The organism is Flintibacter sp., from assembly GCF_046973065.1.
Window position 1 is genome coordinate 1 of record NZ_JBKVXZ010000033.1, and the last position, 24,900, is coordinate 24,900.

30 protein-coding genes and 2 pseudogenes are annotated in these 24,900 nt (G+C 49.0%); 25 read left to right on the forward strand and 7 right to left on the reverse strand.

Features of this window, described 5'->3' with window-relative positions; genetic code table 11:
- Positions 1 to 412, forward strand: a pseudogene (locus tag ACLTXB_RS11930) (hypothetical protein); the annotation flags it as partial.
- A gap of 41 nt (positions 413 to 453) precedes the next feature.
- On the opposite strand, the gene ACLTXB_RS11935 reads toward ACLTXB_RS11930, so the two are convergent.
- Positions 454 to 843, reverse strand: coding sequence for a putative toxin-antitoxin system toxin component, PIN family (locus tag ACLTXB_RS11935; RefSeq protein WP_428227148.1), 390 nt, complete (start codon positions 841 to 843; stop codon positions 454 to 456).
- Complete coding sequence (locus ACLTXB_RS11940; RefSeq protein ID WP_428227149.1) at positions 843 to 1,112, reverse strand: AbrB/MazE/SpoVT family DNA-binding domain-containing protein; 270 nt, start codon at positions 1,110 to 1,112, stop codon at positions 843 to 845. The genes ACLTXB_RS11935 and ACLTXB_RS11940 overlap by 1 nt, the downstream gene beginning before the upstream one ends.
- 277 nt (positions 1,113 to 1,389) lie before the next feature.
- On the opposite strand from ACLTXB_RS11940, the gene ACLTXB_RS11945 reads away from it, so the two are divergent.
- From ACLTXB_RS11945 to ACLTXB_RS12035, 19 genes and pseudogenes are all read left to right on the forward strand, one after another.
- Positions 1,390 to 1,845, forward strand: a complete 456-nt coding sequence (locus ACLTXB_RS11945; RefSeq protein ID WP_428227191.1) for an XF1762 family protein — start codon at positions 1,390 to 1,392, stop codon at positions 1,843 to 1,845.
- A gap of 6 nt (positions 1,846 to 1,851) precedes the next feature.
- Positions 1,852 to 2,724 (forward strand): secretion protein F, encoded by an 873-nt coding sequence (locus tag ACLTXB_RS11950; RefSeq protein WP_428227150.1) that lies wholly within the window; start codon positions 1,852 to 1,854, stop codon positions 2,722 to 2,724.
- Complete coding sequence (locus ACLTXB_RS11955) at positions 2,724 to 3,137, forward strand: DUF4320 family protein (RefSeq protein ID WP_428227151.1); 414 nt, start codon at positions 2,724 to 2,726, stop codon at positions 3,135 to 3,137. Before ACLTXB_RS11950 ends, ACLTXB_RS11955 begins: the two co-directional genes overlap by 1 nt.
- On the forward strand, positions 3,134 to 3,679 hold the full coding sequence (locus ACLTXB_RS11960; protein WP_428227152.1) for a hypothetical protein: 546 nt from the start codon (positions 3,134 to 3,136) through the stop codon (positions 3,677 to 3,679). Before ACLTXB_RS11955 ends, ACLTXB_RS11960 begins: the two co-directional genes overlap by 4 nt.
- Before the next feature lie 153 nt (positions 3,680 to 3,832).
- Positions 3,833 to 4,378 carry a DUF6550 family protein gene (locus ACLTXB_RS11965; RefSeq protein ID WP_428227153.1) on the forward strand — a complete coding sequence of 182 codons (546 nt, stop codon included), beginning with the start codon at positions 3,833 to 3,835 and terminating at the stop codon, positions 4,376 to 4,378.
- Positions 4,379 to 4,458: 80 nt separating this feature from the next.
- Complete coding sequence (locus tag ACLTXB_RS11970; protein ID WP_428227154.1) at positions 4,459 to 6,162, forward strand: hypothetical protein; 1,704 nt, start codon at positions 4,459 to 4,461, stop codon at positions 6,160 to 6,162.
- A gap of 17 nt (positions 6,163 to 6,179) precedes the next feature.
- Positions 6,180 to 6,617 carry a DUF3846 domain-containing protein gene (locus tag ACLTXB_RS11975; protein WP_428227155.1) on the forward strand — a complete coding sequence of 146 codons (438 nt, stop codon included), beginning with the start codon at positions 6,180 to 6,182 and terminating at the stop codon, positions 6,615 to 6,617.
- Positions 6,614 to 6,991: a hypothetical protein gene (locus ACLTXB_RS11980; RefSeq protein ID WP_428227156.1), complete on the forward strand. Its 378-nt coding sequence runs from the start codon at positions 6,614 to 6,616 to the stop codon at positions 6,989 to 6,991. Before ACLTXB_RS11975 ends, ACLTXB_RS11980 begins: the two co-directional genes overlap by 4 nt.
- Before the next feature lie 92 nt (positions 6,992 to 7,083).
- On the forward strand, positions 7,084 to 7,719 hold the full coding sequence (locus ACLTXB_RS11985) for a hypothetical protein (protein WP_428227157.1): 636 nt from the start codon (positions 7,084 to 7,086) through the stop codon (positions 7,717 to 7,719).
- Between the two features lie 74 nt (positions 7,720 to 7,793).
- Positions 7,794 to 8,666: a phosphoadenosine phosphosulfate reductase family protein gene (locus ACLTXB_RS11990; protein ID WP_428227158.1), complete on the forward strand. Its 873-nt coding sequence runs from the start codon at positions 7,794 to 7,796 to the stop codon at positions 8,664 to 8,666.
- Positions 8,667 to 8,681: 15 nt separating this feature from the next.
- The gene (locus ACLTXB_RS11995) at positions 8,682 to 9,542 is read left to right on the forward strand and encodes a hypothetical protein (protein ID WP_428227159.1); all 861 of its coding nucleotides are present in this window, start codon (positions 8,682 to 8,684) and stop codon (positions 9,540 to 9,542) included.
- A gap of 533 nt (positions 9,543 to 10,075) precedes the next feature.
- Positions 10,076 to 11,755 carry a group II intron reverse transcriptase/maturase gene (ltrA, locus tag ACLTXB_RS12000; protein ID WP_428227160.1) on the forward strand — a complete coding sequence of 560 codons (1,680 nt, stop codon included), beginning with the start codon at positions 10,076 to 10,078 and terminating at the stop codon, positions 11,753 to 11,755.
- 82 nt (positions 11,756 to 11,837) lie between these two features.
- A pseudogene (locus ACLTXB_RS12005) lies at positions 11,838 to 12,827 on the forward strand (VirB4 family type IV secretion system protein); the annotation flags it as partial.
- A 67-nt stretch (positions 12,828 to 12,894) separates the two neighbouring features.
- On the forward strand, positions 12,895 to 13,374 hold the full coding sequence (locus tag ACLTXB_RS12010) for a hypothetical protein (protein WP_428227161.1): 480 nt from the start codon (positions 12,895 to 12,897) through the stop codon (positions 13,372 to 13,374).
- A 14-nt stretch (positions 13,375 to 13,388) separates the two neighbouring features.
- Positions 13,389 to 14,213, forward strand: a complete 825-nt coding sequence (locus tag ACLTXB_RS12015) for a C39 family peptidase (RefSeq protein WP_428227162.1) — start codon at positions 13,389 to 13,391, stop codon at positions 14,211 to 14,213.
- An 11-nt stretch (positions 14,214 to 14,224) separates the two neighbouring features.
- Positions 14,225 to 14,374: a hypothetical protein gene (locus tag ACLTXB_RS12020; RefSeq protein ID WP_195841862.1), complete on the forward strand. Its 150-nt coding sequence runs from the start codon at positions 14,225 to 14,227 to the stop codon at positions 14,372 to 14,374.
- Positions 14,352 to 15,386, forward strand: coding sequence for a hypothetical protein (locus ACLTXB_RS12025; protein ID WP_428227163.1), 1,035 nt, complete (start codon positions 14,352 to 14,354; stop codon positions 15,384 to 15,386). The genes ACLTXB_RS12020 and ACLTXB_RS12025 overlap by 23 nt, the downstream gene beginning before the upstream one ends.
- Positions 15,387 to 15,418: 32 nt before the next feature.
- Positions 15,419 to 15,949: a helix-turn-helix domain-containing protein gene (locus ACLTXB_RS12030; RefSeq protein ID WP_428227164.1), complete on the forward strand. Its 531-nt coding sequence runs from the start codon at positions 15,419 to 15,421 to the stop codon at positions 15,947 to 15,949.
- A gap of 264 nt (positions 15,950 to 16,213) precedes the next feature.
- On the forward strand, positions 16,214 to 16,999 hold the full coding sequence (locus ACLTXB_RS12035; RefSeq protein WP_428227165.1) for a hypothetical protein: 786 nt from the start codon (positions 16,214 to 16,216) through the stop codon (positions 16,997 to 16,999).
- Positions 17,000 to 17,204: 205 nt separating this feature from the next.
- Here ACLTXB_RS12035 and ACLTXB_RS12040 read toward each other — a convergent pair whose 3' ends face one another.
- The 4 genes from ACLTXB_RS12040 to ACLTXB_RS12055 form a co-directional block, all read right to left on the reverse strand.
- Positions 17,205 to 18,059: a peptidoglycan-binding domain-containing protein gene (locus ACLTXB_RS12040; RefSeq protein ID WP_428227166.1), complete on the reverse strand. Its 855-nt coding sequence runs from the start codon at positions 18,057 to 18,059 to the stop codon at positions 17,205 to 17,207.
- Positions 18,060 to 18,299: 240 nt separating this feature from the next.
- The gene (locus ACLTXB_RS12045) at positions 18,300 to 18,515 is read right to left on the reverse strand and encodes a hypothetical protein (protein ID WP_428227167.1); all 216 of its coding nucleotides are present in this window, start codon (positions 18,513 to 18,515) and stop codon (positions 18,300 to 18,302) included.
- 4 nt (positions 18,516 to 18,519) lie between these two features.
- Entirely contained in the window at positions 18,520 to 18,789 is a 270-nt protein-coding gene (locus tag ACLTXB_RS12050; protein WP_428227168.1) for a phage holin family protein, read from the reverse strand.
- 154 nt (positions 18,790 to 18,943) lie between these two features.
- Entirely contained in the window at positions 18,944 to 19,741 is a 798-nt protein-coding gene (locus ACLTXB_RS12055) for a phage tail tip lysozyme (RefSeq protein WP_428227169.1), read from the reverse strand.
- A gap of 331 nt (positions 19,742 to 20,072) precedes the next feature.
- Here ACLTXB_RS12055 and ACLTXB_RS12060 point away from each other — a divergent pair, with 331 nt between their 5' ends.
- A complete protein-coding gene (locus ACLTXB_RS12060) occupies positions 20,073 to 20,243 on the forward strand; it encodes an IS66 family transposase (RefSeq protein WP_428227192.1) in 171 nt (56 codons plus the stop codon).
- 97 nt (positions 20,244 to 20,340) lie between these two features.
- On the forward strand, positions 20,341 to 21,531 hold the full coding sequence (locus ACLTXB_RS12065; protein ID WP_024725322.1) for an IS256 family transposase: 1,191 nt from the start codon (positions 20,341 to 20,343) through the stop codon (positions 21,529 to 21,531).
- Between the two features lie 266 nt (positions 21,532 to 21,797).
- Here the strand turns inward: ACLTXB_RS12065 and ACLTXB_RS12070 are convergent, their stop codons facing one another.
- On the reverse strand, positions 21,798 to 22,871 hold the full coding sequence (locus tag ACLTXB_RS12070) for a lysozyme inhibitor LprI family protein (protein WP_428227170.1): 1,074 nt from the start codon (positions 22,869 to 22,871) through the stop codon (positions 21,798 to 21,800).
- A 391-nt stretch (positions 22,872 to 23,262) separates the two neighbouring features.
- Between ACLTXB_RS12070 and ACLTXB_RS12075 the strand changes: the two genes are divergently transcribed.
- The 3 genes from ACLTXB_RS12075 to ACLTXB_RS12085 all read left to right on the forward strand — a co-directional run bounded on the left by ACLTXB_RS12075 (position 23,263) and on the right by ACLTXB_RS12085 (position 24,876).
- Entirely contained in the window at positions 23,263 to 23,802 is a 540-nt protein-coding gene (locus tag ACLTXB_RS12075; RefSeq protein ID WP_009259981.1) for an RNA polymerase sigma factor, read from the forward strand.
- A gap of 137 nt (positions 23,803 to 23,939) precedes the next feature.
- Complete coding sequence (locus ACLTXB_RS12080; protein ID WP_428227171.1) at positions 23,940 to 24,272, forward strand: helix-turn-helix domain-containing protein; 333 nt, start codon at positions 23,940 to 23,942, stop codon at positions 24,270 to 24,272.
- A 91-nt stretch (positions 24,273 to 24,363) separates the two neighbouring features.
- Positions 24,364 to 24,876: an RNA polymerase sigma factor gene (locus ACLTXB_RS12085; protein ID WP_428227172.1), complete on the forward strand. Its 513-nt coding sequence runs from the start codon at positions 24,364 to 24,366 to the stop codon at positions 24,874 to 24,876.
- The last annotated feature ends 24 nt before the right edge of the window (positions 24,877 to 24,900 follow it).

Below are 24,900 nucleotides of genomic sequence, written 5' to 3' on the forward strand. Positions count from 1 at the left end.
CTTTTTGGCCGAAACCGGCATGATAAGCGCCGATGTGAAGCAGGCCCTCTCCAATATGAAACCCAAGCTGGACAACTACATCTTTCGGGAATGGGTGGACGCCGCCATCGCCTGTCAGGATGATAAGAGCCTGAAAAGCACGCTTACCCCCATCATCGGCAAGCTGTCCGATATGCGGATTGTGGCGGCGGAGCTGGACTACCTGATGTACGAACCGTTCAAGGAGTTCATCACGATGGCCTTCCTGCTGGTGGGCAACATCCCCTTGCTCTACTTCCTCAACAAAGATTGGTACAATGTGCTGGTAAACACCGGCTTTGGCAAGGGCATCCTGGCGGTCTGCCTGCTGGTGCTGCTCATTTCCTTTGCTGCGGTCATTCGGCTGACAAAGCCGGTGGAGTACAAAAGATAAGGGAGCAGCCGTTGGGCCGCTCCCTTATTATGTGCAGGAAGTTATAAGTATTTTGCCATAAAATCGGACGGGGTAAGGATTTCCGGTTTTTCAATCTCAATGCCAGTAAAATCCTTGTCGCCGGTAATGAGAATATCAACATCTTCTACAATGGCGGTATAAAGTACAGGATAATCGTTCATGTCCCGGATGTCGAACAGGCCAGCCTTCATTTTGTGGGGCGTGTAGACCAATTCATATCCCAGTTCGGACAGGAAACGGTCAATCACATCACGCTTTGCGGGAAATTTCCGGTCTGCCACAGCCATCAATTCCTCTACTACAAAAGAGGAAAGTACAAGGGTATGGTTCTGCGTGATATATTCAAGCATCTGGGTAAAGCGTTTCCCTGGAAAAAGGATCATGGAAATCAGCACATTGGTATCCAGCATTACTCGCATTCGTAGTTACCATGCCTTTCCGCACGAATTTCCTTGACCATATCCACAACATCCTGTTCATCATTCACGCCTAATTCTCTGGCCATACCCTGAAATGCTCTCTGGGCTTCCATAAGTGCATTAACTGAGGCGTTCATCATTACGACTTTGCTGCCTTCCTGCACAAACAGCACCTTGTCGCCGTCTTTTATGCCAAGCAGCTTACGGATAGCAGCCGGAATTGTGATTTGACCTTTTGATGTTACTTTAGCAAGTTCCATAGAAAAGCCTCCTTTCATCTTTCACGGAATGCATTGTTTTCCTTACATTCTTATTATATGCGATAGCAGAAAAAATATCAATAGGAATCGCAATTTGCGCCTAATCACGGAGAATGAACTGTGGAGGAACAAACAGAAGTAGAACTATCTCCGGCAAATACAGGCGGGATATTTCCACTATTTTGAGGTTGTGGAAATAAAGGAACCTGATATTTTCAATTCGAGGCAATCAAAACCATTTTTGCTCACCTTTTCGGTGAGCATTTTTCATTGGGAGGTGAGCATTGCGGAGATCATTCCAATTAGCTTGCGGGAGGCAAACCGATTTATCGAAAAGCACCACCGGCACAGTGGACGCGCACAGGGCTGTAAATTCTGTGTGGCGCTCTCCGATGGGCTGGGAGTGCTTCACGGCGTTGCTGTTGTGGGACGGCCAATTTCCCGGCATCTGGATGATGGGAGAACCGCCGAGGTAACACGGCTCTGCACAGACGGCATTTTTAACGGGTGTAGCTTTCTCTATGGATGCTGTGCCCGAATCGCTAGAGAGATGGGATTTCGAAAGATCATCACCTACACACTGGCGGAGGAAAGTGGGGCCAGCCTGCGGGCCTCCGGCTGGTCCTGTGCACCGGGATTCCGGGGCGGTGGGAGCTGGAATGTGCCAGGCCGTCCCCGGACGGAGAGCCGGAACACCGGCCCCAAACGAATGTATTACAAGGAATTGAGGTGAAACAGGTTGTATTTGATTTTACTATGCTTTGGAACGCTCTTTGGATTAGGAGCGTTCTTTTTACTGGCCGGACTCCTCCGGCTGCCCACTTCCGCCAGCACCAAAGCCGTGCTGACCGTCACAAATCGGGGAAAGGCAAAAAAGAACAGCATGAACGCCATCCTGTTCGATATGGCGGCAAAGGCCGCGCCTTTGATCCGGCTGGATGCCTACAAACGGCGCAAGCTGGAAGCACAGCTTAAATCCGCTGAAATCAATATGTCCCCGGAAACCTACGTGGCGGCGGCTTGGGTCAAGAGCGGGCTGATTGGACTGCTGGTGATTCCGGCCCTGCTGATTTTCCCTATCTTAGCGCCGGTGGTACTCTTTCTGGCGGTGGCCGTCTTTTTCAAAGAACAGAAACGGGCGGATGAGATCGTCCAGCAGCGGCGGGAAGAAATCGAAACGGAACTGCCCCGTTTTGTCAATACCGTGGAGCAGGAGCTTCGTTCCTCCCGTGATGTGCTGAATATCCTGAAAGCCTATCAGCACAACGCCGGTCACGCCATGAAGCGGGAGCTGGAGATCACGATTGCGGATATGGCCTCCGGCAACGAGGAAAACGCCCTGACGCGCTGGGAGAGCCGGATTGGAAGCACCATGCTCTCCGATGTGGTGCGCGGGCTGATCTCCATCAAGCGCGGCGACAATGGCATTATGTACTTTCAAATGCTCTCTATGACCTTCAAACAGCTTGAACTCCAAAAGCTCAAGCTGGAGGCTATGAAGCAGCCGGGAAAAATGCGGAAGTATTCCTTTATGCTCCTGGGTTGCTTCCTGCTGATGTATCTGGGCGTTCTAGGCTATGTGGTTCTGGAAGCCTTTGGAGATTTGTTCTAATGAAGGGAGGTGGCTGTTTGAGGCGGCTGCTGAAAGAAAGACGCGGGGAAGGCTTTGTGGATGTATGTGTCCTAGTGCTGTCCGTTGCGCTCGTTCTGGCGCTGGTGGTCCGCATCGCCCCGGTATTTGTGGCGAAGCAAAACCTGGATGCGTTTGCGGATGAGCTGGTGCGGACAGCGGAGATCAATGGGCAGGTCGGTTCCGCCACCAGCGTGAAAGCGGCAGATCTCCGAAAGGAAACCGGCCTTGACCCCGATATTTCATGGAGCGACACCGGCAAAATCCAGCTCGGCAACGAGGTAACAGTGACGCTCACCACCACCGTTAATCTCGGCCTGTTCGGGGAATTTGCCTCCTTCCCAGTCACGCTTACCGCAAAAGCTACAGGAGTTTCGGAGGTATATTGGAAATGAACAGGCTAAAAATGGTTTTGAAAGACAGGTCCGGGCAAGGTACGCCCATGATTCTGGCGATAGTGGTCTGCTCTCTTATTTTGGCCTGTGTAGTGTTTGAATATATGCGGCTGATAATTGTGGCGCAGGGGGTTCGGGATTCCGTTCAATCCGCTATCGTAGCTGTGGCGACGGAAAATTGGGATGAAACCTATCCTGGACTGCGGGAAGGGTATTCAGGAGGCTACCAGCTTGCCGGTTCATCCTGGACCAAGAATGTCACCACCGGGAATGTATATGACCGGCTACAACAGGTGTTGGGATTGGTGTATGAGGATGGGCGGTATCTGAAATACGCAGGGCCAGATTTGGAATACAGTTTTTATGATCTGCACATGGAACTGGAAAACGCCCCGCTTGCCCCTTCCGTGCCGGAGGGGATCAAGCAACTCAATGTGACGGGAACGGTTACGGTAGAGGTGCCCCTTTCCTTTGGGTTCAGCCATCTGCCACCCATGCAGATCACCATGAAGCTAAATGCCAAATATGTTCCCCGGTTTTAGATTTTGTCTATTTCTGCCTGGCAGTTTTCCATAGCGCAAAAAAATGTTTGTATGTTCTTCCACCTGGACGCCGGCATTGTGCAACTGGTATAATGAGGACGGAGGAATACATTGGTTTTTTAATATAATTTCACCTTAAAAGGAGGATTCCAGATGAACGCAAAAAATAAAAAGCTGCTTGCTATCGTCGGTGTGGTGGCGGTGCTGCTGATCGTGATCGGCGTTTCCGTGTCCATGCTTGGCAAAGGCGCCCAACCGTCCGGGACGGATCCGGCCGCCACCCCTACGGATGTTACGGCGGAAGATGTGAGCCAGCCCCCGGAGGAAGAAACCACAACTCCCACAGTGGAGATTCCTGATGTTTCCACGCCGGAAAGCACTCCTGGACAGGAGCAGGCCGATTCTGTTCTGAATGTTGAACAGGAAGATCAGGTGGATGTTGATTTGACCGACAGTGAGAAAAAGCCGGAAACCACACCGCCGCCCGCCCCGTCCCCGGAAGAACAGCAAGCGGCCAGTGAGAACAATGAGCCGATTGTTTCCGACCCTGCCGCCAATCAGCCCCAGAACGGTGATACACAGGACGGCTCTATTTACATTGAGGGCTTTGGCTGGATTCCCGATGAAGGAGGTGGAACCGTTCAGGAGGAAGTTCATTCGGATGGAGATATAAATAAGCAAGTCGGCACTATGGGATGACCCTTGGTACAGGAGTACGGCAGAAATGCCGTACTCTTTTTATGCCCTTTTTCACAAATCAGCAGACTGGAGGTGCGCATTTGAAACGGATTTTTGCCTTCTTTTTAAGTCTTGTGCTTATCCTGGGAATTTGCCCTATGAGCGCCCTGGCCGATACCGGAGGCAGCGGGAATGTGGATGGTGGCGGAGGCAACATGGGACAGGGAACCTCGCAGAATTCATGGAATCCGGGCATGGATGGTGTCAGGATTACCGTTGTGGACGCAGAATCCGGCCAGCCGGTTTCTACGCCCTTTGACCTGACAAACAAAAATCCTATGATTAAAATTCATTTCGGAAAGATCAGTAAGATACAATACACCAACGGTTCAGGCATTTCTCCTAATACCTCTCCTTATACCTGTAAAAAGCCTGATGTAGCTATGCCCCGCATTATCAGCAGCGGCGACAACACCAAAGCAAATATTGAAGCCATCAAAAAGTATTTCTGTTCCGAGTATGCGATTAAACTGGTGGCGCAGCAGACAGGCATCAATTATGATGAACTGGTTGGCGGCAAATATAAATTGTTTTTGGAGCCAATCGCCTATTTCAAGTATAAGGGTATTATGATGGCAATGACCGCCCATGAAGCTGCACTCTATGATAATCAGGTAGGCGGCGCTCTGCGCACAGCCATGGGAACACTGACCCATAAAAATTTACCATTGGCGATGTTTCTTGAATACTCCGACTTAGGCTTTACCGCTTACACAGGAGCAACCAATAAAAAATGCTCCAATGATACCATCCTCGCCTATCTGGGTATGGGAATTGTGCGCTTTACGGAACAGCCGCCCGAACAGCCGGAGCCAACCGACTATGACTACGAATACCGGGTAGACACCGATGTTATAACGCCGGTGACGCTCTATGCCGGTTCTGAGATCAACCCGGATGGCCCTGCCACCGTGACCTTTACCATCAAGGGCAGCACCTACCGCATGAGCAATATCGTCATCCCAGAGGGGGACAGTCAGCTTGCGTGGGTGAAGTGGCACACGCCATCGGAACCGCAGGACATTACCATCACTGTGCGCACAAACCGGGGAACCTTGAGCCAGACCACCATCAAAGCGAAAGTGGTTGATCTGTCCGGCAATGACCCGCCGGACCCAAAAGCTACTGACACCGCCGGAAGCTGGCAGCCAAGCAGCGTCCCCAGCCGGGAGGAAAAGTCCTATGCCGCATGGAGTGTGTGGTGGGCACAATGGCACCCGTATTGGGTCTGGCACAGCACCGGCGACGGTGATGGATATTGGGTGGATGAGGGCTGGTATGATTTCTTTCGGGATAACTATTCCGCCTCCATGACAGCCACTACAAGAATTGAACCGGATGAAAAGGTGCCTACGGCGGCCGGGGACTCCATGAAATCCGGTTACGGCGTGAGCAACACCGTAACTGCCACGGTCAGCACATCGGCGCCCATGTCCCACTACACCTACGGCCAGACGGCGGTTTCCTACTTCCCCGAATTTAACTATACAACCTACTGGCGCCTGCTGGACCGGCTTTCTAGTGGAGCGACAGCCCGGTTCCAGTTTGCCGAAAATATTTACAGCACCTATAACCAGCGGGTGCATTTTTCGCCGGTGTGGTTCCCGGATGGGGATTACACCGTGAACACTCATGTGCTGGATATTTGGACGCCTGCCGGGATGCTCGCCATGAATCTCACCGATGATGTAAGCATCAGCGGCTCCCTCTATGATGACTGGCATATCGCACCTAGCAATCCGTAAGGAAAAGGAGAATGGATATGAACAGCAATAGAACGATTCGGATTCTGGTCTTTGAACCTGGGCGGGCGCCTTATACGGCCATGCTGGAGGATTCCCTGAAACACCGGCAAAAACTTGTAGGCGGAGACATCGAGTGTATTTCTCTGCCCTGCAAAACGGTTCTCTGCTGCAATGCGTCCGGGAAACTGGCAGGGCTGCCGGAGAACCGCCAATGCGGGCCGGATACTATTCGGGGAACTTTTTTCCTCTATGGCGATACTCCAGACGGACGGGGTGCTTCTTTGACCGATGAGCAGGTCGCCATGTATCAGGAGTATTTTTCGCAGCCAACCTCCGCAACGGTATCCTTTGAAGTTCGGTCTGCTGCCGACATGAAAGAGTTTCTGAATCTCATATTCGGCAAAGGATGGGAGATGAGTGCCGGAACCGAGGATGATATGGAGGAAACCCGATGAGCAAATCATTCTCGGTAGTAGCTTTATCCACAGAGCAGGGACTTCTGGTGGAATACTTTTCCGCTGAACGTCCTAATTGTGCAGAGGATCTTCTGGATGACGAGATTATCCGAGGCGATTTGGCAAACCAGCCGCGAAATAGCACAATCTATGTAGAAGTAGAATCCTATCTCTATGGCGAAGGGGAAACGGTACGGGCCAGCGAGGAAGATTTGGCTGATCTCGGCCGCCGTTTTGATGAACTGCGGGAGGGTAGCCAGCTTGACCGAATTGGCGCTCACAGCTTTTCCTTTCCGCTGGATTCTCTTTCTCTCGATTTTGCCGAAGATCGGGAGCCGGAAGTATGGGAGGACGAGGACGATTTGGAACTGTAAACTGCGGCAAAGGAAGCGAGGTTAATAGGTTGCTGTTGCCAATCATTATGATTTTGGTATGCGTACTGCTTGGAGGCGGTACGCTTCTTTTTTTGAAATTTTCAGAGACGCGAAAGAAATCCAAGAGCAAGGATAAGGAAGAACTGGCTCAGATGACCGCCAATGAGTTCGTCAATGTCAAGGATATTCGCGGGAACTTCCTCTATACCCGTGACGGCATGGCGCTGGCGTACCTGAAAATATTTCCCATCAGCACGGAGCTGTTCAGCAAGAATGAAAAGCGGTTGATTGCCAAACAGCTCACGGCCAGCCTGTCCAGCGGCCAGTATCCGTTCCAGCTTTTGGCGGTTTCCCGCCCGGTTGACATTTCTCCCCTGATGGCGGAACTGTCCTCCGCCCTTACATCTTCATCCAATATCAAGCAAAAGGAATTGCTGAAGCATGAGATCGTGGAGATGGGCGGGTTTGCCCTCTCCGGCGAGGTGGTGGAACGACAGTTTTACATCAAACTCTGGGACAAGGCGGCTGACGGAGTGGAGCGAGAGCTGCTTCAAAAGCTGAAATATATGTCCGGCTATTTTGCAGACTGTGGCATCCAGACCGAGATTTTGGAGCAGCAGGACATTGTACGGCTGTGCAATCTGGTAAATAACCCGGCCTATGTCCACTTGGAGGATGCCGGGTTTGAAGCGGCAATCCCAATTTTAGAAAGCGTAGGTGTTGTATAAGAATGAAGCATACCCGGCAGGATTTGAAAATCATGCAGGGTTGGAGCCTCGAAGAAAAGATCAAAGTATCGCAGATGAAAATATTGGAATGGTACAGAGAGTACAATGGGCAGATCTTTACCAGCTTTTCAGGCGGTAAGGATTCCACGGTACTCCTTGATTTGGCGCGGCGGGTCTGCCCGGATATTCCCGCCGTGTATGTGGACACGGGGCTTGAATACCCCGAACTGCGTGATTTTGTAAAAACGAAAGACAATGTAATTTGGCTTCGTCCCCGCTATCCGTACACACAGATTTTGGAAAAGTACGGATACCCGGTTATCTCCAAGGAGGTATCCGATGTTATCAGTGGCGCTCGGAAGGGCCAGCCTTACCGCTTGGCCCGCTTGAATGGTGAATTGCTGGACAAGAATGGAAAGAAGTCAATCTACAACTGCGAGAAGTACAGGTATCTTCTGGACGCCCCCTTTGCGATTTCAGCCCGGTGCTGTTATTACATGAAAAAGTCCCCATTGGACAAGTTTGAGCGGGAGTCCGGGCGGCATCCCATTACAGGAGTGCTGGCCTGCGAGAGCAAGCTGCGGGAGCAGTCTTACCTTAAATTTGGCTGCAACGGCTATGAACGCAGGCGCCCCCTCAGTCAACCCCTTGCGTTCTGGCGAGAGGAAGATATTTTGCGCTACTTGAAAATGACCGGCATCCCCTATGCTCCCATCTATGGGGACATTGTGGAAGTCAAAAAGAAGAACGGCGCCCCGACTCTGAAAACCACCGGCGTTTCCAGGTCGGGGTGTATGTATTGTATGTACGGCGTTCATCTGGAGCATGAGCCGAATCGGTTTCAGCTCATGGAGAAAACTCACCCCCAGCAGTACCACTACTGCATCCATGAACTGGGTTTGGGCGCCGTGCTGGATTATCTCGGTGTGCCTTACTCGTGTCACTGATTTGGAGGTGTATCATTGTTAGGAACCAAGAAAAAAGAAGAAACGCTCCCTGTCAATGAGGCGTTATTGAATGTCATCACCCCGATGGGATTGGAGATCAAGCGGAACAGTCTTGTGATCGGTGAAAATATGGGAAAAGTCTATGGGGCGGTCCGCTATCCACAAAAGGTCGAGATGGGCTGGCTCTCCAAAATCACAAACATCCCCAGCACTATTGTATCGGTGGGGATCACCCCGATTGATAACGGCACCCTGATCTCTGCCCTCTCCAAGAGTATTGTCCAGCAGCGGGGCGCCGCCGACAGCGCCAAAGACCCGCTGACCCGGCAGCGCGCTGAGAAAGCCGCCGAGGACGGAGAGCATATCATGCTGACGATTGACCAAGAGGGCGAAACCGTCGCCATGATGTCGCTCACGGTGATGCCCGTGGCGCAGGATGAAGCGGCCTTCTCCAAAATCTGCCGCCGTGTGGAGAGTGCGTTCAGCGTTCAGAAATGCAAGGTCCGCACCCTCGCCAATCTGCAAAAGGAGGGTTTTCAGAGCATTTCGCCCACCTATCCCGCCAACGGGACGGTGGACAGCATTGTTTCCCGTATCATCCCCATGAGTACCTTTGTGGGCGGATTCCCCTTCGCAAGTTCCGGTTACAGCGACGGCCGGGGCTATTATTTTGCCAAGGACAGCAGCGGCGGGCTGGTGATCCTGGACCCCTGGACACGCGGGAACGACCGCACCAACAGCAGCTTCGTTGTCATGGGTGTGGCCGGTATCGGCAAAAGCACCGTAGTCAAGCACATCATGCTGTCTGAGTATATGAAAGGGACGAAAATCCTTTGTATCGACCCGGAATCCGAAGTGCGACACGAGGTCGCGTAACAAATTGCCTAAGAAGCTACCCTATCCATTTGGGGTAATCCTACCACAGCCTGCGTCGCTGGTAACGGCGGGGTGGGAAGCCTGTGGGACAACGTGGGAAAGCTGAGAGCCTAACTCAGCCGTACTGCCAGGATAAGTGCGTCATGGGGAATGTAAGTGAATCATCGCAAGAGTCGTTACAGGGAATAGGCGAAATCAGGCTGATACGCCTACACCAAAAGGTGCGGAGGTGGCTGTGAGGGCTTTCAGAACATCACAGCAAATGGACGCAAATCCTCCCGGCTCAAAGATGGCTCCTAAAACGCACACAATTATTTGTTATGCGGAACGTGGTAAGCCCTATGCGTTCCTTTGCAGAAATGCGGAGGTATCGACCTTGTAAGGGGAAGAAATGGCGCAGAGGGTAGAGGAACGGGATAAAAAGCGAACGCCCGCCCTGTAATGGGGCGGGATAGGGGTTCAGACTTTGCCACGGCCCGAAAGGGTGCTGACTTGTCCCACGGTATTTCATAGCAAGAAAAGGAGGTAAACCTATGAACGGTAATTGTTCAACGACGGGGTGTAAAAGCCCTGAGAGATTGCCGGACGCGGCGGCGCTGGAACAGCAGTGGAAATCCATTGACTGGAAGAAAGCGGAAGCCGAGGTCAATAGGCTGCAAGCCAGGATTGCTAAGGCGACCCAAGAGAAGAAATGGAACACAGTGAAGCGATTACAGTATCTTTTGACCCATTCGTACTATGCAAAAGTGTTGGCAGTCCGAAAAGTTACTACCAACAAAGGGAAAAAGACGCCGGGTGTAGACGGTGAGCTGTGGTCTACCCCAGCCGCTAAAATGCGCGGTGTGTTGACCCTGACAGACAAGGGCTATAAGGCCAAACCGCTGCGCCGGGTATTCATTGAGAAAAAGGGCAAAAAAGCGAAACGCCCACTGGGCATCCCCTGTATGTATGACAGGGCCATGCAGGCGCTCTACGCCCTGGCCCTCGACCCGGTATCGGAGACAACGGCGGACACGAAGTCCTTTGGTTTCCGCAAGGGGCGCTGTGCGCAGGACGCCTGTGAATATATTTTCACAGCACTCAGCCGCAGCTTCTCCCCACAGTGGGTACTGGAGGGCGACATCAAAGGGTGTTTTGACCACATCAGCCATGATTGGCTCATTGAGCACATTCCCATGGACAAATCTGTATTGAAACAGTTTCTGAAAGCAGGATTTATATTTGAGCAGGAACTGTTTCCCACCGATGAGGGTGCGCCTCAGGGCGGCGTCATTTCCCCTATCCTCGCAAACATGGCGCTGGATGGGATGCAAAAAGTCCTGAGTGACCGCTTCGATTTGAGCGCCAAGGGTGAGGTCAGTGCATTTGTCCATAACAAGAGCAAGGTCAATCTGGTGCGTTATGCCGACGATTTTATTGTCACAGCGGCGACAAAGGAGATTGCGGAAGAAGCCAAAGCAATCATCCGCGATTTTCTGCAAACCAGAGGGCTGGAGCTGTCTGAGGAAAAGACGGTCATCACCCACATCGACGACGGTTTTGATATGCTGGGCTGGACATTTCGTAAATTCAAAGGAAAGCTCATCGTAAAGCCGTCCAAGAAAGCGCTGAAAGCCCTGAAATCTGCCTTGTCCGAGACCATTCTTGGGCGCGGTAAGGCTTGGAAACAGGAAGTCCTGATTGAAAAGCTGAACCAGCAGATACGTGGCTGGACGAATTACCATCAATCGGTCTGTGCCAGTGACGCCTTTGCCCACATTGACTACATTCTCTACGAATTGCTGTGGCGATGGGCGAAGCGCCGCCATCCTCATAAAGGGCAGTGGTGGATTTCCACCAACTACTGGCACCGCAGGGGCAACCGGAACTGGGTATTCTGTACCGAGGGCAAAGAACTTTTGCGGGTAGACCACATCCCTATTGTCCGCCACACCAAAGTACGAATGGATGCAAATCCCTATTTTGACACCCAATATTTCATTGACCGCAAATTCCAGCATGGTATGAAACGGCTATCCGGACGCTTTAAGCAAATCTGGAAAAACCAGAAGGGGTGTTGTTATCACTGTGGCCTTCCCATGGACATCAGCGACGAGAGGGAGATTTTCTTCAAAGTCCCGAAGACCATGGGCGGCAAGGACGAGGTGCGCAATATGGCCTACGTCCATAAACATTGCCAGCAAATTTTCTTGGAACGCCGCGCGAAAGCGTGATGAAATGCTTGAGCCGTATGAGTGGAAACGCTCACGTACGGTTCTTAGACGAGAAAGCGGGAGTAATCCCGCCGACTTAGTCGACTATAAGGATATGTGCCGGAATCTGGGTGGGAGCTGGCTGAACGCTGGCGGCGGGCGCAACGGCCGCTCCAACCTTTTGCAGATCAGACCTGCACCCCGTGATGATGAGGACGAAACCGACAAGCTCTATACGGATGAGGGAAATGGAATGTCCGATATGGCGCTCCATATCAAAACGCTGGAGATCATCTTCTCCCTGTATCTGCCGAGCCTGACCGATATGCAGAAGGCCGTCCTAAAGCAGACGGTCATTGAGCTTTATAATCAGTTCGGCATCTTCTGGGACACAGACATTCGCCAGCTCAAAGCAACGGATTTTCCCATCATGGAAGATCTCCACAATCTGATCGAAAAGAAAGCCGAGGCCAACCCGGACAATCCGGTGTTCCGTGACCTTGCCATGCTGCTGTATGACGCCGCCAAGGGCAGCGACAGTTTCCTTTGGAATGGGCACAGCACATTGGAGGCCGATTCGCATTTTGTCTGCCTAGATACCCACAGCCTTCAAAATGCTGCGGACAACATCAAACGGACGCAGTATTTCAATCTGTTGACCTGGTGCTGGGAGCAGATGAGCAACAATCGCGGGGAGCGCGTGCTTCTGGTATGCGACGAGGCGTACCTGATGATTGACCCGCAGGTGCCGCAATCCCTGGCCTTCCTGCGGAATGTGGAGAAGCGATCCAGAAAATATGAGTCCGCCCTGGCAATCATTTCCCATTCGGTAGTGGATTTTCTGGCGCCGGAGATCAAGATGTACGGGCAGGCCCTTTTGGATATTCCTTGCTACAAAATCCTGATGGGCTGCGACGGCAAAAACCTTCAGGAAACCACAGACCTCTACAATCTGACAGACGCCGAGCAGGAGTTGTTGGAGAGCAAACGCCGGGGACACGCCCTGTTTCTGGTTGGCTCCAAGCGGCTTCATGTCAATTTTGAGATTCCGGCCTACAAATTTGCCTACATGGGCAAGGCGGGCGGCCGGTAACACACACAAAGGCGGCCGGGACGCTCCCCGGCCGCCTCATTTATTCAAAGACAGGAGGCGCTTTTTGATGAACCATGCGGAACGGTATGAACATTTGATAACCACGCTGTCCTCGATGCGCTGTCGGGGTGGAGAGCTGGACTGTTCCTATCAGGCGGCCCTCTACCTGATGGCATCCCACCCGGCTCTTGCCGAAAAGGTGGAGCGGTATTTTTCGCCAGACGGGATTGACTTCGGCGGGCTGATGAAGAAAGAAGAATTTGACTATGACTGGATGAAGCTGACGGCGGATGCGGCCCGCAACCTTTTTTCCTGGAACAGCAAGTGCGCTGCCACGCCTTTTGAGATTTCCCGGATGCCCGCCCCAGCCATCCAAACTCTTTATACTTCCTTCTTTATTGCAAATGGGGATTACGCTGTGTCTGTGCGTGAGAATGAGGACGGGAAAAAGGAGTTTGTCGTGGATGACAGCGCAGGGCGGGAACGGGAGAAAATCCGCCAGCAGTTCGACCGGATGCTGGCGGACATTGGCGCGGAAATGGGCTGATTGGAGGTGTTGTTTTGGCGATTGATCCGTTGACTGCAAAGCTGCTTGCACAGGCGGCCGCACGGGCGGCGGCCGATGAGGAAAGCCGCAAAAGGATTCTGATTCTCATTCTGGCCCCGATTCTGGGCCTGCTGCTCCTGATTGCCTTTATCCTGTACCTGATTACCAGTCCGTTCTCTGTGCTGTCCCAATGGCTGGTGGGCGATGAGGTGAGCATAGTGGAGGATTTTCAGAAAGAGTATGGCTACAACCAGCAGCTCGGCATCTATGAAAAGGACTATATTGAGGGCAGCGGCCAGAGCTATGAGGGTGTTATCTTTACGGATGGGGTGACCGAAATTGTCTACTACAACCAGTTGGACGAGCGGTGGGCTGATCTTCCGTATGGAACCGACAATATCGGCGGATATGGCTGTGGCCCCACTTCTATGGCAATTGTGGTATCCAGCCTGACCGACCTGACCGTTGATCCTCCCACGATGGCAGAATGGGCATACCAAAATGGATATTGGTGTTCCGGCAACGGCTCCTATCACTCCCTGATACCGGGGGCAGCGGAGAGTTTTGGACTTCAGTGGGAGAGTGTCGGCCCCGATGACCCGCAGGGCATTGTGGACGCTTTAGCGTCCGGGAAGCTGATTGTGGCGCTCATGTCAAAGGGCCACTTTACATCCAGCGGACACTTTATAGTGCTGCGCGGAGTGACCTCTGAAGGAAAAATCTTAGTGGCCGACCCCGCCAGCAAAAAGCGAAGCGAACAGGAATGGGATATATCTATCATTCTGGATGAGGCCAGAAAAGGCGCCTCCTCTGGCGGCCCCTTCTGGGCGATCTACTAAAGGAGCATGATATGAGCAACCGAAATAAACTGATTGAATTATTGATCTACATCGCTATTGTCGTGGTTGGTGTTGTCCTTCTGCTGACGGGGGAACCAGAAAAAGCCGAAAAAAATATGGATATGGGAGGCGCGTCGTATGCTGCTGTACTTGACGAGTAACCAGAAAAGCGGGCTGATCGACGGCGCGGCCCCTGAAATGCTTATGCCGTCCAAAAAGCTGGTTGGAAAGTTCAGCCTAAAAAGTTTTGTCACCAAGGATATGCGCAACTATGCCACGGCCAAGTTCTTTCTGATTGACGCAGCCTGTATTGAGGAAAGCGGCGAGGACTTTACCCTCGCGCTGCGCTCCTTTCAGATGATGTTTTCTGCCCGTATTATCGTGATCCTGTCCGGCTGTGAGGATATGAGCGGCTGTATCCAGCGGCTTTTGTCCATCGGGATAACGAATCTGATTACGGCGGAAACGCTGGTGGACGCCGCCGACGAGCTGAAAGAGGCCCTTTCTGATGAAGGGATGCAGCGGTATGTGACTCCCTCGCAGGTATCAAGCCAGCCGGAACCCCAGCGGAAATCAGAGCCTGAACCGGAGGACAAGATCATCCCTTACCGCTGGAACGCCAAAAATGTCCGTATTGCCGTTGCCGGGGCACAGCGAAGAAGCGGCGTGACGGTGACGGCGTTCAATCTGGCGGCATGGCTGACTGCCAGAGGCGCGGAAACAGCCTACATTGAGGTCAACACCAACCGGCACCTTCAGCTTTTGCTCAATGTTTATGAGGCGGCCCCCACTGGCGAACATTATGCCATTGACGGGATCGACTGCTATCTGACCAATGAGCTGGATCGGGACTATCAGTTTATTATCTACGACTGCGGCGTGATGCAGACGCCTACCTCCGTGTTCCGGGAGGCGGATCACCGGCTGTTGTGCGGGAGTGTCCTTCCCTATGAAATTCCGGCCTTTCACAAGGCGCTGGAGGTCTGCGGAGGGCTGGAGGTGCGCCCGGTGGCCATCAGTGTGCCGGGAGAGTTCCGGGAATACTGCCGGGAGCTGTTTGGCGGCGAGCTGGAAATGGCGGAGGCATCCCATGACCTGTTTGCAAACCGGATCAATGGGAAGTTGTATAAGCGCCTGGTGGAGCCGTACATTATGGGAGAACGACGGCTGTAACAAAGAGAGTATCAGAATGGGAGGATCACAGAATGGCAAAGTTTGAATACATGGAGAGGGCGTTTTCCTCTGAATTGCGGCCGAGGGCGCGGCTGGTGCTTCAGGTCCTTGTTCTGCATTGTAACAAGGAGGGCGAGTGTTTTCCGTCCATCAAGACCATAGCCGCCAAGTGCGGCTATGGGGTGTCCACCGTAAAACGGGCACTGGATGAGCTGGTGAAAGCTGGATATATCGTCAAACAGGCCCGGTATGACGAGCGTAAAAACGGCGGTCAGACCAGCAACCTCTATACCTTGTGCTCTGACTCGCCATGCCCTGACGAGCCGGAAAACGCCCCTGTGCCGGAAGATAATACGTCTGATGAATCCCCGGCAATGCAGCCGGAAAGCGCCCCTGCGGATGCCTGTAACGACCCTGATCCCACACCTGGGGAGCAGTCTGCCACTTTGCCGACAGCGGATTCCTACTCCTTTTCAGATGGCTTTGAAGCAAAAATCGGGTGGCAGAATTGCCGCCCGATTCGTATGTGGACTGGGGGGCAGTCCATTTTTATGCCCCCTTGAACCGTACAGGTGAACAGATACTTACAGATGAAGAAATAAATCAAGGCTCAGATAAACACCTAAAGTATAAATATATACTACTGGTGTTGACTTTTGCTTTGCTGGATGATAGGATAAAATAGAAATCAAGTGAATCTTAACATAGGTGCTTAAAAGTAGCTTATTTTAAAAACTAAAGTTATATGTGACCTTTTACCCTGTAATAGACATTTATATTATAGAATAAGAAATGTAATATTCTATAATAAATAGGGGAAAATTGATGTGAAAAAATTCTTGAATATTTGTTTTGCTATTTTGATTTTTTCTACTTTAATAGCAGGATGTAGCTTGCCTGAGTCTGATGAAAGCAGTGTTAATTCTACTGTTGTACAATCAGAATTTTCAGAGAGTAGTTTAAGCAGAGACACAAAGTGCTCCCAGGATATTCCTGATTGGGCAACAGCATCGGTAGAAAGTATATCACTATTTCATGACTTAAATTTAGATGGTACTGGTACGAATGATGATGAATGTAGCATAGCAGTATACCGTTGGGGAGACTTGTATCCTGGCATTGTTTCTCTATGTGTTAAACTTGGTACAGGTGATGTCTTTGCAAAGATTATCCCCGCAGATGGCGGATATTCATTTAATACAGGCCATATATTCTCACCAGATAAAGATGCAATAATTCTGGAAGTAAGCTCTGCTACAAGTAATTTGGGTACCGCAAGTGTGTACATTTATGAAATTTGTGAAGATGGTGATGCTGCCCCTAAAATGGCGATGGTAGAGCGATTGAATACCAATAAACTGGACACTAAATTGTATAAGCTGCAAACAGTATCCGGGAAAATAGAAAATGGTTTCATCTCATTTTCCTGTGATGGAATTGAAACAACGGGTATTATAACAGATGGAACCACAGTTGCTGATATACATGATTCGCTGCAGGGAATCACTTTATTCTTTACAGGGGAAAAAGGCATGTGGCGAGAATGTTCCCAGACTCTGTATTGGGAAAATGAAAGATGGAATCAGATATCATTTCCTGAAAGCCAAAAATGATAACACATTAAAGACTTCAAATATTGTGTAACCCTCCGATGCGGTACAGAATATAGCTACCACATCGGAGGGTTTATATATGTCTAGATGAGAAAATCTGCTGTGAGAATCTTCATATATGTGGATAGAAGATGCGATGATCTACGTTCGACATGAATGAGCGTGCTGCACTAGATACTTTTTAGGATTGCTGGGAAAAGAACTTCTATTTGTATGTGCATACCACGTTGGAACCAGTTCTGGAAAAGGTGATGCACTTGACTGCGGTGTTGATATGATTGGCGTCAACCCAGGAACAGTAATGATCCCAACCGACCTGGTTCAACTGATTGCTAACAGCTGCCCTGGTAGAAGAGACAGTCTTACCGTTTACCACATAACCGGTAACAGAAATGCTTTTGCCCTCGATAAGTGCCTTCGCACAGTCTACCGCATTCTTCCACCCAGGATCAACAAAACCAGTATCCTCATCTCCCAAATAACCACGCAGAGGTTTTCTGGCGTTCGTGGTAGAGGCCGATGCGCTTGCGTACTGAATCGGGTTCTTCATCCCCACAACTCTGGCCCAAATGGATGTGTTCGGATAACCCGACTCATAGTACCCAGAGTTTTTGGTACGATTCTTGATAACAATTGCGGTTCCCTTTTGGTCATCCGTATTGTTCGTATGCTCTGCGTAAATAATTCGGGCCAACATGTCGATTTTAGTATCGTTGTTGGCATCGAATTTGCCATTCAAAATGTTGTCGTACCCCCACTCACTGCTTTCGAGGCGGTGGCCATATTTGGTGTAGTAGGTGGAAGATCGGACGGTGTTCAGGCGCAAAATGGTTCCAGGACCCGCACTGCCATCCTGCGTGATCCCCAGCTCACCCTGAAATTCTTTGACACAGGCTTCACACCCCGGGCCGAAGCGCCCATCAACATCGATATCATAACCAATGTTTTTCAGGTACTGCTGCATGTCTTTTACGCCCTGAGAAAAGCCAGTGTCGCCACTGCGGGAAAAATATCCCGTGCCGGCAAGGACTTGACTAAAAGTATAGTCGCTATTAGCCATACATATTATCCTTCTTTCTCTTTTGTAATTTGAAATTAAGCATCGTACGCTACTTAATTTCTTCAATTATTAAAGAGCATTTAGACTTCCAAAATGTAAACCTAACTTTTCAATAATTTTTATAAAGTGATCCATCTGTAGTTATTGATCCAAGACAGTAATCATTTAAGCCAACTACTATCTTGGATTAAATTTCGCTATAAGATATTTCATCAGGAAGTCTTGTAACTTTTCTGTTTTTTAATTGTGCTCCAGGCTATCTAATCGATGATGAACTGATTTAACTTCTGTTTCAACAAGTACCATGCGCTCGACTAAATTATTGTGCTTTTCGACCTTTTTTTCTAATTGCTGGATTCGATAATTTATTAGCTTGTTTGAAGCTAATACACCTAAGAAAGAACCACCAAGTGTCCCCACCAAAGAGAGAAGCGCAACAACTATTTCCGGTTCCATATGGTTATCTCCTTGTAAGTTGTTTATATGTCTGATTGATACCAGTAGCGGATAAGCCAGAAACAATACCGACAGCCACTGCGGTAAGCATATCCGAAGCAGGAAAAGATGGAATAACCTTCATTGCTATTGGTCCCATCACACCGCCTAAAATACCACAGATTGGGGGTATCCATTTTTTGTTTAGTTTGGTGGCTTTTATTATTTCAGCTACCAGGAAGCAGATAGCAGTAATCGAGGCTACCCCAGTAATTCCAAATGAAGAAATGTCCATATTGTCTCCTTTGTACTTCGCTTAGTTTAATTCACATTATTCTCACAAATGTTGATAAATGAAAAGTGCCAGGAACAAGGTAACTCGTCCTGGCACTTTTATTGTTTGGCACCTTATTTCAGAGGCGTAACGGTGTCACTTTTTTGTTGAGCGCTTAGATATCGCCCACCGCAGACAGGATGTCATACCACTTTTCCGCACAACGCTTCCGCTCCGACACCATACCGGTGGTGATCTCCGGCCGCTCGTAGCACCGCAGGAAATACTCCGCCAGAGTAGCGACGGACTTGGTGCTCTTAGTGTACTCAGAGAAGGTCATCGCAGGGCTGTGAGAATCGGAGGTCCACTGCTTATAGGTACCATCCACCTCAGCCTGAATGCGTCTCAGCTGAACATCGATGTCGGTCTTGCTTTCGCCAGGCTTCAGCTCATCGATGAATTTGGTGGCAGGAGTCCACTGCACCAGACCGAAGCCCTTACTGTCGTTCCCCGTCACCTCCCACTTGCCAGGAGTAATGCCGCTTTCGGCCTCCATGTTACCCAGCGTAGCACAGATGGCATTGACGCTCCAACGCTTGGTGGAGGAAAGAGAGCGCAGATAGTCGAAGATGTACCGCGCGTTTACCAGGCGCTCATTCTGCTTATACGACTGATTGCCGGAATAGACAGAAGACTTACCCGGAACAGTGGTGGAAACCGCAGTAGTGTTGTCCTGGGTCACCCACCCCGTCGCTTCGGTGGCCATGAGGTACTGATCATTGGCTCCCTGATAGTAATAGGTGACCTTGATCCAGGTGTAGGTGACCCCGTTCAGAGCCTTTTTGACAGGCGCATTCGCGGTGTCATAGATCATCAGGGTACCCTGAAGCAGAGAACGGACTTTGTTGCCAGCGGCGGCATCTCGCACATTCACACCGCTACTGGTACTGACATATCGCACAGTCTTTGCCATGAAAAAAGTCTCCTTTAATTTGTTTTTAGATTTGCAAATCTAAATATTAAAAAGCTTTTTCCGGCAAAAAAGTAAACTCAGCATAAAAATATTTTCACGCCTTTATGGAAGAGCAGCCTGCTTCTAAACCGGCAGCGGCCCTGTGCTATTTTGCAAGGTTGTTCCAGCTGGAGCACGACTTTGTCGTGTTGACAGCAGAAGAACGATTTACCAGGCGTCTGGAGCAGGAAAAGAGGCTCTGTTGGCATGGGCAAATGCACTGAAGACTCAGACCGCACCGAAGTCCGCCTTGGGCAAGACTCTGCACTATCTTCTGGAACAGTGACCCTATCTGGAGGACGACAGGCTGGAATTCTCAAACAACCGCGCCGAGCGCAGCATTAAGCCCTTTATGATGGGCCGGAAGGACTTCCTGTTCTGCGATACACCTGGCGGATCCCAGAGCAGCGCAGTCCTTTATAGTTTAATGTTAAACTGCCAAGGAAACGATAAGGTACAATAATTTTCGCAAATTGAAAAGCAAACAAAAGAAGACATGGTTTGCAGCCCTCTGGTAGAATGAAGTCGCGACACACCATTCTGAAAGGAGCGAGCAAACCATGCCTGAAAAGATTGTACAGCTGAATGAGGAAGTAATCAAGGGGCAGCTCAAGGAACTTGTGCGTGGCAGCGTAGAGGAGACACTCAACAAGCTGCTGGAGGCCGAGGCAGAGAAGCTGACCCAGGCTGCCCGGTACGAGCGTAATGAGCAGCGCCAGGGGTACCGGAGCGGCCACTACAACCGGAATCTCACCACTACATCCGGGGACGTTACCCTGAAGGTGCCCAAGCTCAAGGGGATCTCCTTTGAGACCGCCATCATTGAGCGGTATCGCCGCCGGGAGAGCAGTGTAGAAGAAGCTCTCATTGAGATGTACCTGGCAGGCGTATCCGTCCGACGTGTGGAGGATATTACTGAGGCTCTGTGGGGCAGCAAGGTGTCTCCGGCCACCATCAGTGAGCTGAACAAGAAAGCGTATGTCCACATTGAAGACTGGCGGAACCGCCCTCTGCAAGGCGGGCGCTATCCGTATGTCTATGTGGATGGGATCTACCTGCGCCGAAATTGGGGCGGAGAGTTTGAAAATGTGGCCATTCTGGTGGCGATTGCAGTGAATGAGGACGGATACCGTGAGGTTCTTGGTGCCGCCGAGGGGATGAAAGAGGACAAGTCCAGCTGGGTCAGCTTCTTCCAGTGGCTGCGCGGCCGCGGCCTGGACGGGGTTAAACTGGTGGTTGGAGACAAATGCCTTGGTATGCTGGAAGCTGTGGGAGAAGTATTCCCAGAGGCCAAGTACCAGCGGTGTACTGTGCACTTCTACCGCAATGTGTTCTCCGTAACGCCTCGCTCCAAGGTGAAGCTGGTGGCAAAGATGCTCAAAGCGATCCATGCTCAGGAGAGCAAGAAAGCTGCCCGGGAGAAAGCCAAAGCCGTGGTGGAGCAACTGCGCTCTATGAAGTTGAAAGAGGCCGCCAAGAAGGTGGAGGATGGCATTGAGGAAACGCTGACTTACTGCGATTTTCCCAGCGAACACTGGACTCGCATCCGTACCAATAACGTCATTGAACGGCTCAACCGGGAGATCCGCCGCCGCACTCGTGTAGTGGGCAGTTTCCCAGACGGCAACTCCGCCCTCATGCTGGTCTGCGCCCGGCTGCGCCATGTGGCCGGCACCCAGTGGGGCAACAAGAAGTACATGAACATGAAGCACCTGGAGGCTGCCCTTGAGGACGCCTCCATTGCTGGCTGACTTCTCTCATGCCAGGGCCTGCAAACCATTTTGCGAAAATTCCTTGACACTACCAAGGAAACCGGCCTGGGGCCTTACAGGTACACCCAGGACTTCATTCGATTCCACGCTGGAGGGCTAAGTGGATCATCAAGGATAATGATTGGGAGAAAGTCTATGATTGAATAGCAACAGAGGCGGCACACCTAGTGTGCCGCCTCTGTATATTTTGAAGAGTTTTATAGTCTGACTTCTGGGCGATTTAGTTCAGATGAGCATTAAAAGTGTCAATCGTAAAAATGGTCCTCAAAGTAGAGAGAAATTAAATCATAAGTACGCATTTTTGTCATGTCAGTGACTAAAAAGATTGGAGTGTTTAAGGCCATCTGTTCACGCATATCAAGCCATTGCTGCTGTTCAGCCTCAAGTACATCCTTAGCTGATCCAGTGAGCTTGTCTTGACATAGAGTGTAGATTGTTGCCATTGCTTGATCCCATCCATCATAGGAATTTTGAAAAATGGCATTATACTCATCTTCAGTATTGTCTCCATGGGTTGAATAGTCGTTATACAACAAATCAGATAAGGAATCTAGGTAATCCTGCATTGGAGTAGAATGGTACTCATATGATATCGCCGCTTCCCGTGCCTCAAAATAATGCGGCAGCCATTCTTTTACCGCGCTTTCTGTATATTCATACCAATCTACATCAGGTAATTTTTCATATTCGCCCCACAGCTGATTAAATGTAACTTCGTCTATTTCCGTACCATTTAAGTAGTAACTTACCGTTTCCTGTTCAACTGAAGAAAACTTTACATCGGTATCAAACAATTCACCTAGAAAACGCATCTTCCCAACGGAAGTGTTACTGGCGCCACTAGACGTCGAATAAGAGCCATCTTTTTTGAGACCCGTAAGCCCTCTATAATTAACATCGTAACCATAAATATCGCCATCTTTATAGCGTAAGACTATAAATCCCATGTAGTCACCCCGCTGATAAACAACTTCAGGCAACTCATCTCCATCCATATCTACAACAGCAAACTTTGGAAGGGACATCGTACTTTGATCTTCCCCTGCAATCTCAGAGAGGTATACATCGCTTTGATAGATGGGATTGCTGTTAGAATTAGTGTAAAAAAACTGACTTTGATTAAGTAGTACATTTTCAAAGGCTTCGTTTGGCAAAAGCGATGTTTCTAAATCATCAGTTGGTATAGTGTTCGCATCGTCACTTCCGGTAGAAAATTTACTAGTAGCTGGCTCAATCGTTTCTGTGGAGCATGCGGCCATTGTTAGTGTAAGTATGAGCAATACTACACCCATACAAGCTCTTTTTAGCATTTGTTTCATCTGCTACCTTCCTTTATTCTTTCGATTATTCCAGCGCTTACATAGTAGAGTTTTTTGCCTTGCCCTTTTGCCCTCCTTTGATATCTACAAATTTTCTTCCGCTTTGGTGCTTGCAGACTTATTGAAAATTATGGATATTTGTATAACAGTCTACTATAACTGCACCTTCTCTCAAAATTCCCTTCTAACAATAAAATGTCATAAGGGATAAAAAACGTCACACTTTTTCTAATAAATATCAGATCAAATTAGTCTCAATAGTGACAGATATAGAAATATATTACATATACCAACACTAGTTTACAATTTCACTCTGAAAACGCTTTTTATATTGTACCGTAGCTCATATATCCCTCTCAAAATTCCCTTCAAATTATTGGGAGTGAGAAATATGCTATCGGGAAAAATATTAGAAGCACAACGTGGAAATCAAAACTGCATGCTTGATCTTATCAGGACTTTTCAACAGCTACTGCACAAGTATGCATATAAACTTCATTACGAAGATGCTTTCAGCGATCTGGTAATTTCCCTTATCGAAGTTATTTACAAAATAAAAATCGAAGATTTCTCAGAAACAGGTGATGGTGCCCTTGTCAATTATATTACACAGAGCATCAATCATACTTATTTTAAATTATCAAAACGAGCAAACATACTCTCTTCTAAAGAGCAGCATGTCAGCGATCTAACAGAGTCACAGCAATTCTATATGGAAAATGCTCCTGCTCCAGAAGAAGAACACTTATCTAAGTTTAAGTTAATGCTTTCTGGATGCAACCTAACAAATGCCGAAAAAGAGGTCATCATTAAGTTTTTCTTCTGGGAAACTTCGGTCAGTCAGATTGCCAAAGAAATGAAAGTATCTCGCCAAAATGTTAATCAGATTAAAAATCGCGCTATAAAGAAGCTCCGAAAAATATACGGCTAAGTATAAATATGATGTCAGTTTAACATAAATTATAGTAAAAATCAACACCCTCGGTATCTATTAATACCGAGGGTCTGTTTTTGCTTCTGGATATTTGATTATACTAAAAGTAAGAAGACATACCGGAGGTATTCTAAATGAAGTCAAGTGGTATTGGTAATTTTCTTCGTCAATACAGGCAGAATAATAATTTGAGCCGCGAATCTTTTGCGGAAATGCTGGATATAAGTGTGGCCTTTCTAGCGGCAATAGAACTTGGCACTAAAAAACCTGCATATGATACTTTAATTAAAATTATCAATACTTTAAAAGTTTCTGCTGATGAGGCTTTAGGAACTGATAGTTATATTGGAAAAATGAATGATGCCACGGAACTCTCGGCAAAGTTGGATAAGCTAAATCCGCTCCATCGAGACTATGCGTCAGCAGCGTTAAAACTAATTGTAGAATATTTTTCAGATCTAGAATAGTCAAAACCAAAACCCGTTGTTTTTTAAATAGTGAAGTGTGTATAAAGAGGTGGAGTAGCAGGTGCATATAACAGATTTCATTTCAGACAAAATGAATTCTGATGATTCTAAATTACTGGAAGAACTATATAGTTCGGAATATCAAAATCTGATTAACTATGCCGGATATATTTTATATAATTCAGATTATGTGGAAGATGTCGTACAAGAAACCTTTACTATTGCAGTTCAAAAGATAGCAGATTTGCAGAGCAGCAACAATCAGGTAGGATGGTTGTATCGTACTTTGCAAAATGTAGTTCGAAATAAAAATAGAGATTTACAAAAGCCAAATAAAATTATCAGTAAGATAACCCAGTCTACGTTTGATCAGATTTTTCCAACGACAGCAGAATTTGAATCTAACATACTATTTTATGAAAGCTATAAGCATCATCTAAGCGAAGTAGATTGGACTTTGCTTTGTGAAAGATACTGTGATGGTTATCAGTATGAAGAATTGTCAAAACGACATAATCTATCTGTGTCTGCATGTAAAATGCGCATACTCAGGGCAAAAAGTGTACTGCGCAAAGAAATTCAAAAGGATAATAAAAAATTGTGACGTATCCATTTATATCTTACATAC

Coding starts and splice junctions, on each gene's coding strand:
- ACLTXB_RS11935 (WP_428227148.1), bottom strand. CDS start 843: ATGCTGGATACCAATGTGCTGATTTCCATGATCCTTTTTCCAGGGAAA.
- ACLTXB_RS11940 (WP_428227149.1), bottom strand. CDS start 1,112: ATGGAACTTGCTAAAGTAACATCAAAAGGTCAAATCACAATTCCGGCT.
- ACLTXB_RS11955 (WP_428227151.1), top strand. CDS start 2,724: ATGAAGGGAGGTGGCTGTTTGAGGCGGCTGCTGAAAGAAAGACGCGGG.
- ACLTXB_RS11960 (WP_428227152.1), top strand. CDS start 3,134: ATGAACAGGCTAAAAATGGTTTTGAAAGACAGGTCCGGGCAAGGTACG.
- ACLTXB_RS11965 (WP_428227153.1), top strand. CDS start 3,833: ATGAACGCAAAAAATAAAAAGCTGCTTGCTATCGTCGGTGTGGTGGCG.
- ACLTXB_RS11975 (WP_428227155.1), top strand. CDS start 6,180: ATGAACAGCAATAGAACGATTCGGATTCTGGTCTTTGAACCTGGGCGG.
- ACLTXB_RS11980 (WP_428227156.1), top strand. CDS start 6,614: ATGAGCAAATCATTCTCGGTAGTAGCTTTATCCACAGAGCAGGGACTT.
- ACLTXB_RS11990 (WP_428227158.1), top strand. CDS start 7,794: ATGAAAATATTGGAATGGTACAGAGAGTACAATGGGCAGATCTTTACC.
- ltrA (WP_428227160.1), top strand. CDS start 10,076: ATGAACGGTAATTGTTCAACGACGGGGTGTAAAAGCCCTGAGAGATTG.
- ACLTXB_RS12010 (WP_428227161.1), top strand. CDS start 12,895: ATGAACCATGCGGAACGGTATGAACATTTGATAACCACGCTGTCCTCG.
- ACLTXB_RS12020 (WP_195841862.1), top strand. CDS start 14,225: ATGAGCAACCGAAATAAACTGATTGAATTATTGATCTACATCGCTATT.
- ACLTXB_RS12025 (WP_428227163.1), top strand. CDS start 14,352: ATGCTGCTGTACTTGACGAGTAACCAGAAAAGCGGGCTGATCGACGGC.
- ACLTXB_RS12030 (WP_428227164.1), top strand. CDS start 15,419: ATGGCAAAGTTTGAATACATGGAGAGGGCGTTTTCCTCTGAATTGCGG.
- ACLTXB_RS12040 (WP_428227166.1), bottom strand. CDS start 18,059: ATGGCTAATAGCGACTATACTTTTAGTCAAGTCCTTGCCGGCACGGGA.
- ACLTXB_RS12045 (WP_428227167.1), bottom strand. CDS start 18,515: ATGGAACCGGAAATAGTTGTTGCGCTTCTCTCTTTGGTGGGGACACTT.
- ACLTXB_RS12050 (WP_428227168.1), bottom strand. CDS start 18,789: ATGGACATTTCTTCATTTGGAATTACTGGGGTAGCCTCGATTACTGCT.
- ACLTXB_RS12055 (WP_428227169.1), bottom strand. CDS start 19,741: ATGGCAAAGACTGTGCGATATGTCAGTACCAGTAGCGGTGTGAATGTG.
- ACLTXB_RS12065 (WP_024725322.1), top strand. CDS start 20,341: ATGCCTGAAAAGATTGTACAGCTGAATGAGGAAGTAATCAAGGGGCAG.
- ACLTXB_RS12070 (WP_428227170.1), bottom strand. CDS start 22,871: ATGAAACAAATGCTAAAAAGAGCTTGTATGGGTGTAGTATTGCTCATA.
- ACLTXB_RS12075 (WP_009259981.1), top strand. CDS start 23,263: ATGCTATCGGGAAAAATATTAGAAGCACAACGTGGAAATCAAAACTGC.
- ACLTXB_RS12080 (WP_428227171.1), top strand. CDS start 23,940: ATGAAGTCAAGTGGTATTGGTAATTTTCTTCGTCAATACAGGCAGAAT.
- ACLTXB_RS12085 (WP_428227172.1), top strand. CDS start 24,364: ATGAATTCTGATGATTCTAAATTACTGGAAGAACTATATAGTTCGGAA.